The following is a 14,325-nucleotide window of genomic DNA, read 5'->3' as shown; positions in this document are numbered from 1 at the left end:
GAAGCCGGTCGAGCAGGCCGGCTTCTTTAATTTCCAGGAATGCGAGACCTGTCATGAAAGCAGTTATTTGCCGGGAGCCCGGCGTGCTCGAGGTCGTCGAACGGCCATCCCCCGCCGCACCGGCGCCCGGCTGGCTGCGGCTTGCCGTCAGCCATGTCGGCATCTGCGGCACGGATTATCATATCTTCGAGGGCAAACACCCTTTCCTCGAATACCCGCGGGTGATGGGACACGAAATCTCGGCGACCGTGCTGGAAGCCGGCGACGGCGTGGATTGGGCGGCCGGCACACCGGTCATCGTCAACCCCTATCTCTCCTGCGGCCAATGCATCGCCTGCCGCCAGGGCAAGCCGAACTGCTGCACCGACATCAAGGTGCTCGGCGTCCATACCGACGGCGCCTTCTGCGAGGAGATTTCGGTTCCGGCAGGCAATCTCTATCCCGCCGAGGGGCTGAGCCTGGAGGCTGTGGCGACAGTCGAGTTCCTGGCGATCGGTGCCCATGCCGTGCGCCGCTCGCTGGCCGGCGCCGGCGCGCGGTCGCTCGTCATCGGCGCCGGGCCGATCGGCCTCGGGACGGCGATCTTCTCGCGCATCGCCGGGCATGAGGTGACGTTGCTCGACACCAGCGCCGAGCGGCTGCAGATGGCGGCCGAACGCTTCGGCTTTACCTCCGGCATCGTCGCCAATGAAGGGACAGCCGAGGCCGTGCGGGAAAAAACCGATGGCGACGGTTTCGACGTGGTCTTCGACGCGACGGGTTACGGCCCGTCGATGGAAAAAGCCTTCTCCTTCGTCGCCCATGGCGGCGCGCTGGTGCTGGTCAGCGTCGTCAAGGACGACATCCGCTTCTCCGACCCGGAATTCCACAAACGCGAGATGATGCTGATCGGCAGCCGCAACGCCACCCAGGCCGATTTCGAGCATGTGGCGGATTCGATCGCGAAGGGACTGGTGCCGGTGGATAAACTGATCACCCATCGCACGACACTTGCCGATGCGCCGCGCGATCTCGCCCGCTGGGCGCATGAGAAGAGCGGGCTGATCAAGGCGGTAATCCGGGTTGGGGGTTAGGAGACAACGAATAACATGGGCGTGGAGTGCTCGGCGTGGATACTCGGGTCAAGCCCGAGTATGACGGAGGGTGGGGAAACCCGTGCGGCAAGAGGCGGGACGTTCGGAGAATTCCAGCAAAATGCGGGGCGGTTTTGCGTGGGAATCGCGTAAATAAAGACGGCAATTCCCACAAAATCACCACGCCCTTGGGGTCCTTTCCGCATAGGTTCCCCCACCCTCCGTCGTCCTCGGGCTTGACCCGAGGACCCATGCGGCAAAGCACTGCATTCGCGTTTCAAAAGCGCAAAACGCTTTCCGTCCGAGATTGCGGAACCGCTAACGCTCCATTGCCGCAATCGCCCTGCACATCTCTCTGACCACCGCACTATCCGTCCGGTTCGCGCTTTTCGCCTCGAAACCAAAGGCGACCGCACGGGGGTCGGCCCTTTCTATAGGCGAGCTGCAGGACCCATGCACCTCGCGGGCGCCGGTTGCCTGCAAGATCGCGCCGACATCGGCGGGGCGGATGCCGCTGCCGGGCATGATGGAAATGCGGCCGGCCGCCTTTGCCGACAGGCGTTTCAGCGTTTCGATGCCATCCGCGGCCTTCAGCGCGCAGCCCGAGGACAGGATGCGTTCGCAGCCGAGCTCGACCGCCTGTTCCAACGCCTCATCGGCATCCGGCACCAGATCGAAGGCCCGATGCAGCGTCGAGCCGAGGCCTGAAGCATGCGCCTTCAGGCGGTGGATCAGCGGCATGTCGAGCCTGCCGTCCGGCCGGTTGGCGCCGATGACGACGCCGGCGAGGCCTGCGGCGCGCACGGCGTCGATATCGAGCAGCATCGCTTCCTCGTCGGTGCGGCCGAAGATGAAGGGACCGGCATGCGGGCGGATCATCGCGTAGACGGGGATCGGCGCCCGGGCGGCGATCCGCATCAGGCTCGGCAGCGGCGTCAGGCCGCCGAGCTCCAGCGCCGAGCAGAGCTCGATGCGGCCGGCGCCGCCCTCGATCGCGGCGGCAAGGCCCTCGACGCTATCGACGCAGACTTCCAGCAGGATCGTCATGCTGCGCTCTCCCTGACTGCGTCGGTATTTGCGGCGGCTTCCGACGTTATTCTTGCCGCCGCCGCGATGATGACGGCGCAGGCATCGGCGGCGGCTTTGCGGTGGTTGAAGGCGACGTGATAGGACATCGGCAGGTGCTCGTCGAGATCGACGATGCGCACCTTGCCGGCGATCGGCATGGCGCTGACGCGGCCGAGGAAGGAAACGTAACCGTGATTGGCGACGAGGTCGACAATCACGGGCAGCGAATCCGCCGCGGTGATATCGCGGCTGCGCAGGCGCCGGTCGGGCGCGCGCTCGGCGCTGAAGGCCATGGCCGCATGACCGAGGCCGGTGCGCGGGCTCGGCATGCAGATCGCATGACCGGCGACGAGATCGGCGACCGTCGTTTCCGTGCTGTGCGGCGGGGCGATCACCACCATATCGGTCTGCAGCAGTTCGCGATGGCGGAAGTCTTCCAGGCCGAAGACCGAATCCAGGATCGCCACATCGATGCGGCCGCTTTTCAGCGCCTCGCGCAGATCGTCGGCGGTCATCGAGACCAGCGAGATCGCATTGTTGCTCCGGCGCGCATTCCATTCGGAGACCAGCAGGCCGAGGCAACGCGCCACCCAGCTTTCCGATCCGGTCGGGATGATCGAGCCGATGCGCAGCGACCGGGCGGTGCGCCGGTAGCGTTCGTCGGCTGCCGATTTCAGATCGTTCCATGCCTGGCTGATCGCCATGAAAATCTGGTAGGCCCGCCTGCCCTCCTCCGTAAGAATAGAGCCTTGTGCCTGCCGCTCGAACAGCCGACAGCCGAGAAATTTCTCAAGATTGGCAAGCTGAAGCGAAAGCTGCGGCTGACCGAGATGAAGGCGGCGGGCAGCGCGGTTGATGCTGCCCTGGTCGGCGACCTCAAGAAAGCGCTCGATTGCGACGATCTTGACGGGAATGCGGGCGGCCCAGGCCTCATTGATCCCGCTGGCGCCGACTTGGCCGGCGAATTGGCAGAGTTCGCCGATCGCGACCGTGATCGGCTCCAGGCCCTCGAGCACGCCGCCGCCTGCGATCAGCGTCACCAGTTCGCCGGAAGCGCGTTCCGTCAGCTTCATCGCCAGCTCGGTCTCGGCATTGCGGATGGCCGCAGACACGGTCGAGGGCGACAACTGGAAGCGGCGCGCGGTCTCGCGGACCGAAGCCGAGGTCAGGACGTGGCCGATTATGAACAGGGCGCCGAGATGCAAAGGCTGGCTCCGGAAAGCGCTTTAAAAACCGGACGATATGATGTGTTCGCGAAAAAAGATATCCCTGCCTCGACAGAGCCGGGTTATCGTCGTCGTCATAAAAATCCGGGCGGCGGTTATCCGCAGAAGAGCACCGGAAGCATCGCGGAAACACGCAAGGGAACAAAAACAAGTCGCGCCGGCCCTGGAAAAGGGAATGGCTTTCCGCGCGCCGCACCGTGTTCGCCGCCATAATCAAGGGCGCGGACGCAAATACTGGAGGGGGCCTGCATCGATTTTTCGAGCGTGCACGCTATTTCCATCACGCACGCAATTCCGGCATGATGGCGGCCTTGTCGCCTTCGCCGGCGGATTTCCTGCGCATACGCCTCCCGCCGGGGGCTTGCGCCACGTCAACGGTGTTAAAACAGGGGATATTCCATGCTGAAGAAACTCGCACTTGCCGTCTCGCTCTCCGCCTTTGCGGCGGGTGCGGTTCAGGCCGCAGACGTCGTCGTCTCGTCGAAAATCGACACCGAAGGCACGCTGCTCGGCAATGTCATCGCACTGGCGCTCGAAGCAAACGGCATCAAGACGCAGGACCGCATCGCGCTCGGCGCCACACCCGTCGTTCGCAAGGCGATTACTGCAGGCGAAATCGATATCTACCCGGAATATACCGGCAATGCCGGCTTCTTCTTCAACAAGGCCGATGACGCCGCCTGGAAGAACAACGACCAGGGTTACGAGCTGGCGAAGAAGCTCGACTACGACGCCAACAAGATCGTCTGGCTGACGCCGTCGCCCGCCAACAACACCTGGGCGCTCGCCGTGCGCAACGACGTCGCCAGCCCGAACAAGCTGAAGACCATGTCGGATTTCGGCAAGTGGGTTGCCGGCGGCGGCACCGCCAAGCTTGCGGCGTCTTCCGAATTCGTCAATTCGGCCGGCGCGCTTCCCGCCTTCCAGACGACCTACGGCTTCCAGCTGAAGCCCGACCAGATGGTCGTTCTCTCCGGCGGCGACACGGCGGCGACGATCAAGGCGGCCGCCGACCAGACGAACGGCGTCAACACCGCCATGGTCTACGGCACCGACGGCGCGATCGAAGCGGCCGAACTGACCGTTCTCGAAGACGACAAGGGCGTGCAGCAGGTCTATGCGCCGACCGCGATCATCCGCGAAGCGGTGTTGAAGGCCAATCCGAAGATCGAGGAAATCCTCTCGCCGATCTTCAAGAGCCTCAGCGCCGATGAGCTGCGCAAGCTGAACGCCAAGATCCAGGTCGACGGCGAGCCGGCAAAGTCCGTCGCCGAGGCCTATCTCAAGGAAAAAGGCTTCCTGAAGTAATCATCGCCCGCTCCGCCCGGCAGCGGGCGGAGCGTCCTTTCCCCATAAGGTTGGATCGATGGACGAAACCTCAGCGGTCCGCAGGCTGGACCGGCTCGGCGTGGTTCTGGTGACCGGCGGCATTGCGGCCACCGCACTGATGCCCTTCATCTACGTCAAGGCCAACCGCATCGCCGCCGGCAAACCGATGCTGCTGGCTCAGCTGCTTCCCCAGCCTTCCGTCGTCATCCTGACCGCCCTCCTCATTCTCACGGCCTTGGCGACGCTGTTTCTTCGCAACGCCGTGGCGCGGCTTGTCATCGCGACACTCTGCCTTGCGGCGCTGGTCGTTGCGATCGGTATGGTCTCGAGTGCGGCGACGCCGCCCGGCAGCACCGTGGCGCGCATGACGCCCGGCGGCGGCTTCTGGGTGCTGTTCGCGGTGATCGGGCTCGTCATCTCCGATGCGCTGGTGAAGATCAGGCTGGCGCCATGGATGCGGGTGGCGGCGCTTGCGGCCTATACGGCGCTGCTCTTCATCTCGCTCGCCTCCGGCCTGCTCGACAGCCTGTCGATCATGAAGGAATTTTCGACGCGGGCGCCGCAATTCGAGACGGAAGCGATTTCGCATCTGCTGCTGGCGCTCGGCTCGCTTGCCATCGCCATTATCCTCGGCCTGCCGCTCGGCATCCTCTGCTTCTGGGTGCCCAGGCTGCGCGCGGTCGTGCTGCAGGGCCTGAGCCTCATCCAGACGATCCCGAGCCTGGCGCTCTTCGGCCTCTTGATGCTGCCGCTCGGCTATCTCGCCACCCATGTGCCGCTGGCAGCCGCTGCCGGTATCCGCGGCATCGGCACGGCGCCTGCGCTGATCGCACTGGTGCTCTATTCGCTGCTGCCGATCGTCGCCAATACCGTCGTCGGCCTGCAGGGCGTCGATCCCTCGGTGCGCGACGCCGCAGCCGGAATGGGGCTGACGCGCCGGCAGATCCTTGTTGGTATCGACATGCCGCTCGCCTTTCCGGTTATTCTCACCGGCATCCGCATCGTGCTGGTGCAGGCGATCGGCATGGTGACGATCGCCGCATTGATCGGCGGCGGCGGCTTCGGCATCTTCATCTTCCAGGGGCTCGGCCAGACGGCGATGGACCTCGTCCTGCTCGGCGCCGTGCCGACCGTCTTCCTCGCCTTCTCATCGGCCGTCATCCTCGATGCGGTCATCGACAGCATCCGGGGGCCTGCCGCATGAGCATGATCGAAATCCGCAACGTCACCAAGCGCTATGGTGCTGCCACCGTCGTCGACAATGTCTCGATGCAGGTCGAAAAGGGCTCGATCACCGTCGTCGTCGGCACGTCGGGCTCCGGGAAATCGACACTGATGCGGATGGTCAACCGGCTGGTGCCGATCACCGAAGGCGAGATCTTCGTCGGCGGCCAGAATGTCATGGACGTCGAGGTGACGGAGCTTCGCCGCCGGATCGGCTACGCGATCCAGGGGCACGGGCTGTTTCCGCATCGGACCGTGGCGCAGAATATCGCCACCGTGCCGCAGCTGCTCGAATGGGATTCGACGCGCATCGCAGCGCGCGTCGAAGAGCTGCTCGGACTGTTCAACCTCGATCCGGCGACTTTCGCCGACAAATATCCGCACCAGCTTTCCGGCGGCCAGCAACAGCGCGTCGGCGTCGCCCGGGCGCTGGCGGCCGAACCGGAACTGCTGTTGATGGACGAGCCTTTCGGCGCCCTCGATCCCGTCATCCGCGGCAAGGCGCAGGACGACCTTCTGGCGATCCAGAAACAGTTCGGCACGACCATCATCCTCGTCACCCACGACATGGACGAGGCCTTCCATCTCGGCAATCAGATCGCGGTGATGAGCCAAGGCCGCTTGCTGCAATGCTCGACGCCAGAAAAGATCCTCACCGAACCCGCCGATCCCTTCGTTCAGCAACTGACCGGCACCTCCGACCGGGCGCTGAAGCTGATGTCGCTGCTGCCGCTGAAGGAGAGCATGGAGCCGGCCAAGAGCGGGCTCGCCTATGCCCTGCCGCAGTCGCTGAGTCTCCGCGACGCGCTCGCCGAAATGATCTGGCAGGGGGTCGACGAGGCGGCCGTGCAGGATGGCGAGAAGGCCGCTGTCGGGTCGATCTCGATGAGCCGGCTGCTCGAACTGGGCCGCAAGGCATGAAACTCCTCGTCGCCAATCTCTTCCGCCTGGCGGCGCTCGCCCTGCTCTTGATCCTGCTGTTCAGGACCGAGTGGCTTTCCTTCCTGCTGACGCCGCTGACCAGCAACAATGCGCCCGCCGTCTATACGCAGAACAGCCTTGCCTCGCTTGCGCTCGGGCATCTGCAACTGGTCATCGGCTCGATCGCCTGCAGCGCCGTGCTTGCCGTTCTCGGCGGCATCTTCGTCACCCGCGGCAGCGGCGCCGACTTCCTGCCGCTGTCGCGGGCGATTGCCAATGCCGGGCAGACCTTTCCGCCGGTCGCTGTGCTGGCGCTTGCCGTTCCCGCCACCGGCTTCGGTGCCATGCCGACGCTGATCGCACTTTTTCTCTACGGCCTCTTGCCGATCTTCGAAAACACCGTCGCCGGTCTCAAGCAGGTGTCGCCGCAGGTGCTCGATGCCGCCGACGGCATGGGCATGAGCGCCACGCAGCGGCTGTTGCGCGTCGAGTTGCCGCTTGCCCTGCCGCTGATCCTCGAAGGGCTGAAGGTCGCGACCGTCATCAATATCGGCACGGCGACGATCGGCTCGACGGTGGCGGCAAAGGGTCTCGGCGAGGTGATCATCGCCGGGCTGATATCAGACAATACCGCCTTCATCCTGCAGGGCGGGCTGATCGTCGGCCTGATGGCGGTGCTGATCTATGACGCCATGGGCCTCGTCGAAGCGGCGATCACGCGAAGAATCGGCTTGCGCGCGGCGTAAGGGGACCGCTACCGTGACCGAAAAAATGGGAGGCAGAATTGGCGAAGATGATCCACTCCATGATCCGTGTTCTCGACGAGGCGCGTTCGGTCGAATTCTACAGCAAAGCCTTCGGCCTCTCGGTCGCCGACCGTGTCGATTTCGAAACCTTCACGCTGATTTATCTCAGTAGTGCCGAAACCGGCTTCGAACTGGAGCTGACGGTCAACAAGGGCCGGACCGAGCCCTATGATCTCGGCAATGCCTATGGCCATCTCGCCGTCTCGGTCCACGAGGTGGCGGTGGAACGCGAGCGCATGCTGAAACTCGGGCTGAAACCGGGCGAGCTGGTCGAGCTCAACCGTGACGGCAGGCTCTTCGGCCTGTTCTTTTTCGTCAGCGATCCCGACGGCTACAAGATCGAAGTGCTGCAGCGCCACGGGCGGTTTCTTTAGAACCCGCCATCACCAATACCACACCAAAAAGGCCCCGTTTCCAACGGGGCCCTTCCAGTTCGGCCTATCGGACGAGATTACATCCAGTAAGGCGGCACGCCGTAGTAGTCATAGACCCGGCGGCCATTATCGTTGTACCAGGTGTCGTCATCGTCCGAATAGCTCGGGGCGCCTTCGATCTGCTCCTTGGTCAGGTCGATGCGATAGCCGTCCAGCTGGGTGTCGTAGTTCAGCTTTTCCCAGGGGAGCGGATAGTGATTGTCACCGATGCCCAGGAAGCCGCCGAAGCTCAGCACCGCATAGGCTACGCGGCCATCGAGCTTGCCGATGATCAGGCGTTCGATCGAGCCGATATGCCTGCCATCCGGGCCATAGACGCGGGTGCCTTCAACGCGGTCGCTGGCGATCAGCGACGGCGTATCCTTCACATTCGGATCGCGGCGAGTGGCGTCGGTTTCCTCGTTCAACATTGTGCACCTCCTTTGGTGTTTCCTCATGGTGAGTATGCAGAATCAACGTCACGGCGGACTCAAAGTTCCCGGTCAATCCACCCGCAAATGTTGACGTTTACGTCAAGGTTAGTATAGCGTCATTCAGCTTGAACCGTTCAGGCAATGGCATAAGCTGCCGGCCAGGAAGATGGAGGATGCTTCCGGTCAATTGCAGGCCAGCCGACAGCGGCTCGGCCGGCGCGGCGGCCGCAAGGGAGAGAGAGATACGATGACCAGCATTTCCGTCCATCCGAACGGAGCAAAAGCAGACAAGCCCTGGCTTGCCACCTATCCCGATATGGTTCCGGCCGAACTGCCGCCGCTGGAACATGCCTCGCTTGCCGAACTCTTGGAAAAATCCTGCGCCCGTTATGCCGATCGCACGGTTTTTTCCAGCATGGGCAAGGCGATGAGCTACCGCGAGCTGGACGACCAGACGCGCAAGGTCGCCGCCTGGCTGCAGAGCATCGGGCTCGACAAGGGCGACCGCGTCGCAGTGATGATGCCGAATGTCTTGCAGAACCCGGTCGCGACCTATGCCATCCTCAGAGCCGGCTTCGTCGTCGTCAACGTCAACCCGCTCTATACGCCGCGTGAACTCGAACACCAGCTGCGCGATTCCGGCGCCAAGGCGATCTTCGTCCTGGAGAATTTCGCCCGTACGGTCGAGCAGGTCCTGAACAAGACCGATCTGCGCCACGTCGTCGTCACCTCGCTTGGGGAGATGCTTGGCCCCAAGGGGCTGATCGTCAATTTCGTTGTGCGCAAGGTGAAGAAGCTCGTCCCCTCCTGGTCGATCCCGCAGCACAAGAGCTTCAGCCAGGTGCTGCGCGAAGGCGCGAAAAAGAGCATTCAGCCGGTGGCGCTTGCCGGTGGCGACGTCGCCTTCCTGCAATATACCGGCGGCACAACAGGCGTTGCCAAGGGCGCGGTGCTCACCCATCAGAACCTGCTCGCCAACAAGCTGCAGCTATCGCTCTGGCTGCGATCGGCCTTCGAGCGCAAGAAACAGCCCGAAGTGCTGAATTTCCTCTGCGCCCTGCCGCTCTACCACATCTTCGCGCTGACGGTGAATTCGCTGATGGGCATATCGCTCGGCGCCCACAATATCCTGATCGCCAATCCGCGCGACATTCCCGGCCTCGTCAAGGAATTCGGAAACTCTGATGTGCATATCTTTCCCGGCCTCAACACGCTGTTCAACGCGCTGATGAACAATGCCGATTTTGCCAAGCTCGATTTCTCCCCGCTGATCATGTCGCTTGGCGGCGGCATGGCCGTGCAGCGCCCGGTCGCCGAACGCTGGCTGAAGATGACCGGCACGGCAATTACAGAGGGTTACGGGCTTTCCGAGACGTCGCCTGTCGCCACCGCCAACCGCTTCGATTCGATCGAGTTTACCGGCTCGATCGGTCTGCCGATGCCCTCCACCGACCTCGATATCCGCGACGAGGAGGGCAATTCGCTGCCGCTCGGCGAAATCGGCGAGATCTGCATCCGCGGGCCGCAGGTGATGGCCGGTTATTGGCAGAAGCCGGAGGAAACGGCGCGGGTGATGACGGCCGACGGCTATTTCCGCTCGGGCGACATGGGCTTCATGGACGAGCGCGGCTATACCAAGATCGTCGACCGCAAGAAGGACATGATCCTGGTTTCCGGCTTCAACGTCTATCCGAACGAGATCGAGGAGGTCGCCGCCATGCATGCCGGCATTCTCGAAGCCGCGGCGGTCGGCGTGCCGGACGGGCATTCGGGCGAGGCGGTCAAACTCTTCGTGGTCAGGAAGGACCCTAACCTGACGGAATCCGAGGTGAAGGCCCATTGCATCGCCAATCTCACCAACTACAAGCGCCCGCGCTTCATCGAATTCCGCACCGAGCTGCCGAAGTCGCCAGTCGGCAAGATCCTGCGCAAGGACCTGCGCGGCTAATTTGACAACCTTATGAAATTTAAGGCCATCCGCTTGCCGCGGGTGGCTTTTTTCGTATTGGAGCGGCGGCCGAACTTGATTTGCGGCCGATAAAGCGAATAGTTTCCGCAACCCTTTCCGCCTCCAAAGGAGACTCCCATGAACGCCATCGTCGAACAGCTGAAAAGCACGGCCGCCACCACCAAGGCGACCGATCTCCGGGCCGCCTTCGCCGCCGATTCGCAGCGCTTTTCCCGCTTCTCCGTCGCGCTCGACGATCTCCTGATGGATTTTTCCAAAACGGCGGTGAATGACGACATCCTGAAGCTGTTGGTCAAGCTCGCCGAAGAAGGCGGTGTCGAGAAGAAGCGCGATGAGATGTTCTCCGGCAAGGCGATCAATTTCACCGAGGAGCGCGCCGTTCTGCACACGGCCTTGCGCAACCGCTCCAACACGCCTGTTCTGGTCGACGGCAAGGACGTCATGCCCGATGTCAACGCGGTGCTTGCCGCCATGGGCAAATTCGCCGACGAGATCCGCTCCGGCGCGCTGAAGGGCGCCGCCGGCAAGGCGATCACCGACGTCGTCAATATCGGCATCGGCGGCTCGGACCTCGGCCCCGTCATGGCGACGCTGGCGCTTGCCCCCTTCCATGACGGCCCGCGCGCGCATTTCGTCTCCAACGTCGACGGCGCTCATATCGCCGATATCCTGAAGCTGGTGCAGCCGGAAACGACGCTGTTCATCGTCGCCTCGAAGACCTTCACCACCGTCGAGACGATGACCAATGCGCAGACGGCGCGCAATTTCATTGCCAAGGCGCTCGGCGAAGCGGCCGTGCAGCACCACTTCGCCGCCGTCTCGACCGCGCTCGACAAGGTCGCCGCCTTCGGCATCGACAGCGCCCGCGTCTTCGGCTTCTGGGACTGGGTCGGCGGCCGCTATTCGATCTGGTCGGCGATCGGCCTGCCGTTGATGATCGCGATCGGGCCGGAGAATTTCGGCAAATTCCTTGACGGCGCCCATGCCGTCGACAATCACTTCCGTAAGACACCGATTACCGAAAACCTGCCGATGCTGCTCGGCCTGATCGGCTTCTACCACCGCAATGTGCTTGGTTATCCGACCCGCGCCATCCTGCCTTACGACCAGCGCCTGTCGCGCTTTCCTGCCTATCTGCAGCAGCTCGACATGGAATCGAACGGCAAGGGTGTCACCGTCGACGGCACGCCGGTCGAAGGCAATTCCGGCCCGGTCGTCTGGGGCGAACCCGGCACCAACGGCCAGCACGCCTTCTATCAGCTCATCCATCAGGGCACGAGCATCATCCCGGCCGAGTTCATGATCGCCGCCAATGCCTTCGAACCGGAGCTGCGCCATCAGCACCAGCTGCTGATCTCCAACGTTCTTGCCCAGTCGGAAGCGCTGATGAAGGGCCGCAGCTTCGCGGAAGCCAAGAAGCAGCTGACCGACAAGGGCATGGACGACGAGAAGGCCGATTTCATCGCCCCGCACCGTGTCTTCCAGGGCAACCGGCCGTCGATTACCTTCGTTTACGACAAGCTGACCCCTTATGCGCTCGGCCGCCTGATCGCGCTCTACGAACATCGCGTCTTCGTCGAAGGCGTGCTCTTCCGCATCAACTCCTTCGACCAGTGGGGCGTCGAGCTCGGCAAGGAACTGGCGACGGGCCTGCTGCCTGTCGTCGAGGGCAAGGAGAGCGCGGCAGGCCATGATTCCTCGACGCAAGGGCTGGTCGCGGCGCTGGCGAAACTCGCAAAATAGCGATCGAGGGGCGGCGCGCCGACCCTTAATCCGTGAGGCCGGGCAACTGTCCCTGCCCGTCCTCCGGCGATCTGTGTGGCTAGAGCCGGTGGGCTGCGACCGGCGCGCCCATTGACCGGCCGACGCCGCGATCGGCGCCAACATCATCATTGCCAAAACGGACATCGGCAGGATCTGATTGAGCCCCTGCCGCGCGATGGGTTCATCGTGCGGAACCGGATGAAACGTTCTTCTAATGGAAAGTTGTAGAAAGAATTCTTCCATTCCGCTGGAATCGCCCTAGATTCAAGCAAATTCTGTGCAATGGGTATTTCCGACGACATGGCCTATCAAGCCCGGAACGACGCTTCGTTCCATTGTTCCTGCCGGCCTATGCGGCGGCCCCTCGTCCGGATGGCTCGTTCGATGTCGGTGCCTGCCCGGCATCGCCCCCGTCAGATTCCGGAGGTTCTCCAGGACGCTCGTCACATCGCGTTCTCATGTTTCATCTCAACTGAAGGAAGCTTATGAGCCGTCTTATCGTCGTTTCCAATCGTGTTCCCGTGCCGAGCAAGGATGGGGGTGCTGCTGCCGGCGGGCTGGCCGTCGCGCTGCAGGCGGCCCTGCAGGAGCGCGGCGGCATCTGGATGGGATGGTCGGGAGAATCGAGCGGCGACAGGGAACCGGGCGCGCTGTCGCTGCAGCAGAAGGGCAACATCACCTATGCCCTGACCGACCTCACCGACACCGACGTCGAGGAATATTATCGCGGCTTTGCAAACCGCGTTCTCTGGCCGATCTGCCACTACCGCCTGGATCTCGCCGAATATGGCCGGAAGGAAATGGCCGGTTATTTCCGCGTCAACCGCTTCTTTGCGCACCGACTGGCGCCGTTGATCGAGCCTGATGATATTATCTGGGTTCACGATTATCACCTCATCCCGCTGGCGGCGGAACTGCGCCAGATGGGACTGAAGAACCGGATCGGGTTCTTTCTGCACATTCCCTGGCCGCCGGCCGACATCCTCGTCACCATGCCGGTCCACGAGGAAATCATGCGTGGGCTCTCGCATTACGATCTCGTCGGCTTCCAGACGGACTATGATTTGCAGAATTTCGCCGGCTATCTGCGCCGCGAGGGCATTGGCGACGACCTCGGCAACGGATTGTTCGATTCACACGGGCGGATATTCAAGGCCGGCGCCTATCCGATCGGCATCGAGACCGCAGCCTTCGCCGAATTCGCCAAAAAAGCCGCCGACAACGTCATGGTCCAGAAGACCCGGCGCAGCATCGAAGGCCGCGACATGATCATCGGCGTCGATCGTCTCGATTATTCGAAGGGCATCATTCAGCGGCTGGAAGCGTTCGAGCGTTTCATCACCAGCAATCCCGCCTACCAGAACAAGGTGACTTTCCTGCAGATCACGCCGAAATCGCGATCGGAAGTTCCCGAATACGAGCAGATGCAGAAGATGGTCGCCGAACAGGCCGGCCGCGTCAACGGCGCCATCGGAACGGTCGACTGGGTGCCGATCCGCTATGTCAACCGATCGATCAGCCGCAACGTGCTCGCCGGGCTTTTCCGGCTGGCGACGATCGGGCTGGTCACGCCGTTGCGCGACGGCATGAACCTCGTCGCCAAGGAATATGTCGCCGCCCAGGATCCGGATCGCCCGGGTGTCTTGGTGCTATCACGCTTCGCCGGCGCCGCACGCGAGTTGAAGGGCGCGCTGCTGGTCAATCCCTACGACGTCGAAGGCACCGCCAATGCCATCGCCAAGGGCCTCGCCATGTCGCTCGAGGAGCGCCGCGAGCGCTGGAGCATGATGATGGAGCATCTGCTCTCACACGACGTCTCGCTCTGGTGCGAGAACTTCCTGCGGGACCTGGTGGTTGCTTCCGAGCTCCGGCCGGAGCGGGCTGAGGGGGCGCGACCGCGTGAGGTGTGAAACCTCCGGCAAAACAGTGCAGGTTGGCACGCGAAATGGGGCGTCGAGACCTTGCGGCATATCCCCTTCTCCCCCTCGGGGAGAGCGACTGTCTTTTTTGTCAAGCGTTTTGCCATGGTCGTCCGTCCCTGATGATGGCATTGAGGATAGTGAGCAGCTTGCGCATGGTGGCGACGGTTGCGACGATC

The 14,325-nt window shown here is 63.0% G+C and carries 13 protein-coding genes; 10 read left to right on the top strand and 3 right to left on the bottom strand.

Annotated elements, in window-relative coordinates; genetic code table 11:
• The first annotated feature begins 53 nt into the window (after positions 1 to 53).
• Complete coding sequence (locus K6M89_RS28405) at positions 54 to 1,073, top strand: zinc-binding alcohol dehydrogenase family protein (protein WP_222141743.1); 1,020 nt, start codon at positions 54 to 56, stop codon at positions 1,071 to 1,073.
• Positions 1,074 to 1,391: 318 nt separating this feature from the next.
• On the opposite strand, the gene K6M89_RS28400 is transcribed toward K6M89_RS28405, so the two are convergent.
• Complete coding sequence (locus K6M89_RS28400) at positions 1,392 to 2,120, bottom strand: copper homeostasis protein CutC (RefSeq protein WP_222141742.1); 729 nt, start codon at positions 2,118 to 2,120, stop codon at positions 1,392 to 1,394.
• Positions 2,117 to 3,346 (bottom strand): LysR family transcriptional regulator, encoded by a 1,230-nt coding sequence (locus tag K6M89_RS28395; RefSeq protein WP_222141741.1) that lies wholly within the window; start codon positions 3,344 to 3,346, stop codon positions 2,117 to 2,119. Before K6M89_RS28395 ends, K6M89_RS28400 begins: the two co-directional genes overlap by 4 nt.
• Between K6M89_RS28395 and K6M89_RS28390 the strand changes: the two genes are divergently transcribed.
• The 6 genes from K6M89_RS28390 (at position 3,314) to K6M89_RS28365 (ending at position 8,021) form a co-directional block, all read left to right on the top strand.
• Positions 3,314 to 3,580: an acetyltransferase gene (locus K6M89_RS28390; RefSeq protein WP_312038603.1), complete on the top strand. Its 267-nt coding sequence runs from the start codon at positions 3,314 to 3,316 to the stop codon at positions 3,578 to 3,580. The two genes, K6M89_RS28395 and K6M89_RS28390, sit on opposite strands and share 33 nt — an antisense overlap.
• A gap of 186 nt (positions 3,581 to 3,766) precedes the next feature.
• Positions 3,767 to 4,675, top strand: a complete 909-nt coding sequence (osmF, locus tag K6M89_RS28385) for a glycine betaine ABC transporter substrate-binding protein OsmF (RefSeq protein WP_097579597.1) — start codon at positions 3,767 to 3,769, stop codon at positions 4,673 to 4,675.
• Positions 4,676 to 4,733: 58 nt separating this feature from the next.
• Entirely contained in the window at positions 4,734 to 5,900 is a 1,167-nt protein-coding gene (locus K6M89_RS28380; RefSeq protein ID WP_222141740.1) for an ABC transporter permease, read from the top strand.
• On the top strand, positions 5,897 to 6,841 hold the full coding sequence (locus K6M89_RS28375; protein WP_222141739.1) for an ABC transporter ATP-binding protein: 945 nt from the start codon (positions 5,897 to 5,899) through the stop codon (positions 6,839 to 6,841). The genes K6M89_RS28380 and K6M89_RS28375 overlap by 4 nt, the downstream gene beginning before the upstream one ends.
• A complete protein-coding gene (locus K6M89_RS28370) occupies positions 6,838 to 7,587 on the top strand; it encodes an ABC transporter permease (protein WP_222141738.1) in 750 nt (249 codons plus the stop codon). Before K6M89_RS28375 ends, K6M89_RS28370 begins: the two co-directional genes overlap by 4 nt.
• Before the next feature lie 38 nt (positions 7,588 to 7,625).
• Positions 7,626 to 8,021 carry a VOC family protein gene (locus K6M89_RS28365; protein WP_222141737.1) on the top strand — a complete coding sequence of 132 codons (396 nt, stop codon included), beginning with the start codon at positions 7,626 to 7,628 and terminating at the stop codon, positions 8,019 to 8,021.
• A gap of 77 nt (positions 8,022 to 8,098) precedes the next feature.
• Here K6M89_RS28365 and K6M89_RS28360 read toward each other — a convergent pair whose 3' ends face one another.
• The gene (locus K6M89_RS28360) at positions 8,099 to 8,491 is read right to left on the bottom strand and encodes a PRC-barrel domain-containing protein (protein ID WP_222141736.1); all 393 of its coding nucleotides are present in this window, start codon (positions 8,489 to 8,491) and stop codon (positions 8,099 to 8,101) included.
• 250 nt (positions 8,492 to 8,741) lie between these two features.
• On the opposite strand from K6M89_RS28360, the gene K6M89_RS28355 reads away from it, so the two are divergent.
• From K6M89_RS28355 to otsA, 3 genes are all read left to right on the top strand, one after another.
• The gene (locus K6M89_RS28355; protein WP_222141735.1) at positions 8,742 to 10,442 is read left to right on the top strand and encodes a long-chain fatty acid--CoA ligase; all 1,701 of its coding nucleotides are present in this window, start codon (positions 8,742 to 8,744) and stop codon (positions 10,440 to 10,442) included.
• 138 nt (positions 10,443 to 10,580) lie between these two features.
• A complete protein-coding gene (pgi, locus tag K6M89_RS28350) occupies positions 10,581 to 12,206 on the top strand; it encodes a glucose-6-phosphate isomerase (RefSeq protein WP_222141734.1) in 1,626 nt (541 codons plus the stop codon).
• Positions 12,207 to 12,712: 506 nt separating this feature from the next.
• Positions 12,713 to 14,137, top strand: coding sequence for an alpha,alpha-trehalose-phosphate synthase (UDP-forming) (gene otsA, locus K6M89_RS28345; protein WP_222141733.1), 1,425 nt, complete (start codon positions 12,713 to 12,715; stop codon positions 14,135 to 14,137).
• The last annotated feature ends 188 nt before the right edge of the window (positions 14,138 to 14,325 follow it).

This window comes from Rhizobium croatiense, from assembly GCF_019793465.1.
Classification (GTDB): domain Bacteria; phylum Pseudomonadota; class Alphaproteobacteria; order Rhizobiales; family Rhizobiaceae; genus Rhizobium; species Rhizobium croatiense.
This window is presented reverse-complemented; position numbering and strand designations above follow the sequence as displayed.